The sequence below is a fragment of the Nocardioides sp. CPCC 206348 genome (assembly GCF_048654705.1).
In the GTDB taxonomy this organism is placed as follows: Bacteria; Actinomycetota; Actinomycetes; order Propionibacteriales; family Nocardioidaceae; genus Nocardioides.
Genome location: NZ_JBMCZA010000229.1, coordinates 42,794 through 46,090, shown reverse-complemented (window position 1 = coordinate 46,090; position 3,297 = coordinate 42,794). Strand labels below are relative to the sequence as shown.

The 3,297-nt window shown below is 70.1% G+C and carries 5 protein-coding genes; 3 read left to right on the top strand and 2 right to left on the bottom strand.

The features are described from left to right. The 3 genes from ACOADB_RS26040 to ACOADB_RS26030 form a co-directional block, all read left to right on the top strand. Window positions 1–633: glycoside hydrolase family 16 protein (locus ACOADB_RS26040; protein ID WP_378605821.1), on the top strand; the 633-nt coding region annotated here is incomplete at its 5' end. 146 nt (window positions 634–779) lie between these two features. Beyond that, window positions 780–1,670, top strand: coding sequence for a glycoside hydrolase family 16 protein (locus tag ACOADB_RS26035; RefSeq protein ID WP_378605818.1), 891 nt, complete (start codon window positions 780–782; stop codon window positions 1,668–1,670). A gap of 65 nt (window positions 1,671–1,735) precedes the next feature. Next, on the top strand, window positions 1,736–2,083 hold the full coding sequence (locus tag ACOADB_RS26030) for a YrdB family protein (protein WP_378605815.1): 348 nt from the start codon (window positions 1,736–1,738) through the stop codon (window positions 2,081–2,083). Between the two features lie 3 nt (window positions 2,084–2,086). On the opposite strand, the gene ACOADB_RS26025 is transcribed toward ACOADB_RS26030, so the two are convergent. Both ACOADB_RS26025 and ACOADB_RS26020 read right to left on the bottom strand, forming a co-directional pair. Further along, the gene (locus tag ACOADB_RS26025; protein ID WP_378605812.1) at window positions 2,087–2,584 is read right to left on the bottom strand and encodes a thioesterase family protein; all 498 of its coding nucleotides are present in this window, start codon (window positions 2,582–2,584) and stop codon (window positions 2,087–2,089) included. 10 nt (window positions 2,585–2,594) lie between these two features. Beyond that, a partial coding sequence (locus tag ACOADB_RS26020) for a DUF6596 domain-containing protein (protein WP_378605809.1) occupies window positions 2,595–3,297 on the bottom strand: 703 nt, incomplete at its 5' end.

Here is a 3,297-nt window from a genome sequence, read left to right as displayed (position 1 = left end):
ACGGGGTGCTACGTGAACCGGCCCCAGAACGTGCTCGTGGCGAACGGGACGCTCAACCTGGCCTCGCGCCTGGAGCGCTTCGCCTGCAAGCAGCCGTTCGGCATCTACAGCGCGAAGTCGACGGCAGGAGCGGTGACCAGCACGAAGCGGTTCGCCCAGACCTACGGTCGGTTCGAGTTCCGGGCGCGGTTCCCCAGCGCGACGGTCGCCGGAGCGCACTCGGCACTGTGGCTCTATCCCCAGGAGAACACCTACGGCAGTTGGCCGCACTCCGGTGAGGTCGATGTCGCGGAGTGGTTCAGCGCGCGTCCCACCAAGGTCTACCCGTCCGTCCACTACGGCGGCGAGAACAAGAAGGGCACGGGGCACGACTGCACGGTGCCCACGGCCTCGACGGCGTACCACCGCTATGCCGTCGAGTGGACGCCGACATCGATGCGCTTCCTGTACGACGGCAAGGTCTGCCACATCCACTCGTGGATCGCTGCGTCCCCCTTGTCGGGGTCGCGGCCGTTCGACAAGCCGTTCTACCTGGTCATGAACCAGGTGGTCGGACAACTGTGGAACGCCGTGTCCGCGTCGACGCCCGCTGTGTCGACCCTGCAGGTCGACTGGGTGCGCGTCTGGCGCTGAGGTCCGCTTGCCGCCCGGACGTAGTCCGAACGGGCCATGCGTCCGAGACCCGGAGTCCCTGTCGGGCCACCTCCGGACTCCGCCAAGATTCAGTCCGAGGCGATCGTCGGCACACCGGCGATGCTCTGGGGGAACGAGGAAGCACCATGATTCGCGCACGCATCATTGGCACACTGGTCGCGGCGAGTGCCGCCCTGGCGACGATGACGATCGTGGGCGCGGAGCCCACTGCGGCGGGCCCGCCGACCCGGCTGTCGTGCGGCGGCGAGAAGCCGCTGAAGGTGACGGGTGGGAAGTACGCCTGTTCGTTCGAGGAGGACTTCAACGGCACCTCGCTGGACTCCACGAAGTGGATGGTCCAGGACACGGCGCTCAGCGGGATGCCCGCGGGCACGGACGGCTGCTACGTCAACAACGCCGACCACGTGAAGGTCGCCGACGGCGTCCTGTCGCTGACCTCGCGCATCCAGCCGGAGCCGTTCACCTGCAAGAGCCCGTACGGTGACTTCCAGGCGACGAAGACCACGTCGACGGTGGCGAGCTGGGGCAAGTTCGCACAGACCTACGGCCGCTTCGACTTCCGTGCGAAGTTCCCTGTGGCGACCGCGCCGGGCGTCCACTCGGCGCTCTGGCTCTACCCGCAGGACCAGACCTACGGCGGCTGGCCGAAGTCGGGCGAGATCGACGTGGCCGAGTGGTTCACGGGCGACCCGACCACGGTCTACCCGTCGGTCCACTACGAGGGCGAGGACCAGTTCTCGAGCACCGGCTTCAACTGCCCGGTCCCGGGCGCCGACTCCGGGTTCCACCGCTACGGCGTCGAGTGGACGCCCACCGTGATGCGGTTCTTCTACGACGGCAACCTCTGCTTCTCGCACTCCTGGACGCCGGAGGCGCCCCTGACCGGGTCCCAGCCGTTCGACAAGCCGTTCTACCTGGTCATGACGCAGGTCTTCGGATCCGGGTGGAACCTCCCCACCGCGTCGACGCCGACCACCGCAACGATGCAGGTCGACTGGGTCCGCGTCTGGCGCTGACCGCCGCACGCCTGGCCACGTCAGGCACAGGTCGCCGCGTTCACCCCTCGGGCATGATTCGGGGGGTGAACGCGATTTTCGGGTGGTCGGTGCTGGCACTGGTGTTCGTCGACGAGCTGCTGGCCATGGCGGCCTTCGGCGTGTGGGGTTGGCAGCACGATCCGCGGGCGTTGCTCGTGTGGCTGCTCCCCGGCGCCGCGATGACGGTCTGGTACGCCTTCGCGTCGCCCCGGGCGCCGTACGGCGGAAGCTGGGTGCGGCCGCTGGCCAAGGTCATCGTGTTCGGGCTGGCGTCGCTGGCGTTGTGGGACGCCGGTCACGAGGACTGGGCGATCGCCCTGCTGGTCTTCTCGGTCGTGATCAACGCGCTCGCGCAGCTGCCGAGCATCCGGGTGCTCGTCGAGAACGAGTAGGGCTCAGCGCAGGCCGAGGCAGCCGGACGTCGCGGGCTCCCACGGCAGGGCAGCGTGCTCGGCGACGCGTGCGTCGAGGTTCGCGGCGATCTCCTCGGGCCACGGAGCGGCACCGCGGGGGTCGAGCTTCACGCAGAGCAGGATCTCCTCGAACACGCACGCCACGCGCTTGTTCACGTCGTCGAGGACGTAGACGAGCGCGTGGGCGGCGCGGTCCGAACGGCCCAGGAGGCGGACCCGGACCGACATCAGGTCGCCGGTGCGCAGCTCGTGCAGGTAGGTCAGGTGGTGCTCGGCCGAGAGCACCACGAGGCCGGTCGTGGCCGGCCAGTTGAACGGGATGCCCACCTCGAGCAGCGACTCGTCGAGGCCTTCGCTGCCGATGCCCAGGTAGTGGCGCACGTTGAGGTGTCCGTTGCTGTCCTCGAACGCCATCGGCACCGGCTGCTCGGCGTAGGCAGGGAGGGTGACGAGTTGTTCGAAGCTCGGCTGGTTGCTCATGAGCGGGACCCTACTGCGCGGACCTGCTCCGTGACGCCCGGCCCTGCAGCAGGAGTCGTTCCGCGTCGTTCCGGGTCCGCCGGGCCGCTTCGTCGAACTGTTCGGCCGCGCCGCTGTGCTCCCCGGACCGGCTGAGCAGGTCGCCGCGCACGCTCGGAATCAACGGGGACGAGCCGAGCGCGTCCGCGGGTACGGCGTCGAGCACGGCGATCCCGGCCGCGGCGCCGAACGCCCGTCCGTGCGCGACGGCCCGGTTCACCTCCACGACCGGGCCGGGCGCGGCTTCGCGGAGCAGGTCGTAGAGGGCGGCGATGCGCGGCCAGTTCGTCTCCCCGGGCATCGTCGTACGGGCATGCTCGTGGGCGATCCGGGCCTGGAGGAAGTAGCGCCCCACCGGCACGCCGCGAGCGGCCAGCGCCTCGGCCCGGCCCAGGGCGGCGACGCCGCGGCGGATGAGCAGCCGGTCCCACCGGTCGCGGTCCTGGTCGTCGAGGAGCAGGGGATTGCCCGCGGCGTCGGTCCGGGCATGGAGCCGGGACGCCTGGAGCTCGAGGAGCGCCTGCAGGCCGTGCGCCTCGGGCTCGTCGGGGGCGAGCCCGGCGAGCATCCGGGCCAGGCGGATGCCTTCGGTGGCGAGGTCCGGTCGGGTCCAGTCCTCCCCGGCGGTCGCCGCATAGCCCTCGTTGAAGACGAGGTAGATCACCGCCATCACG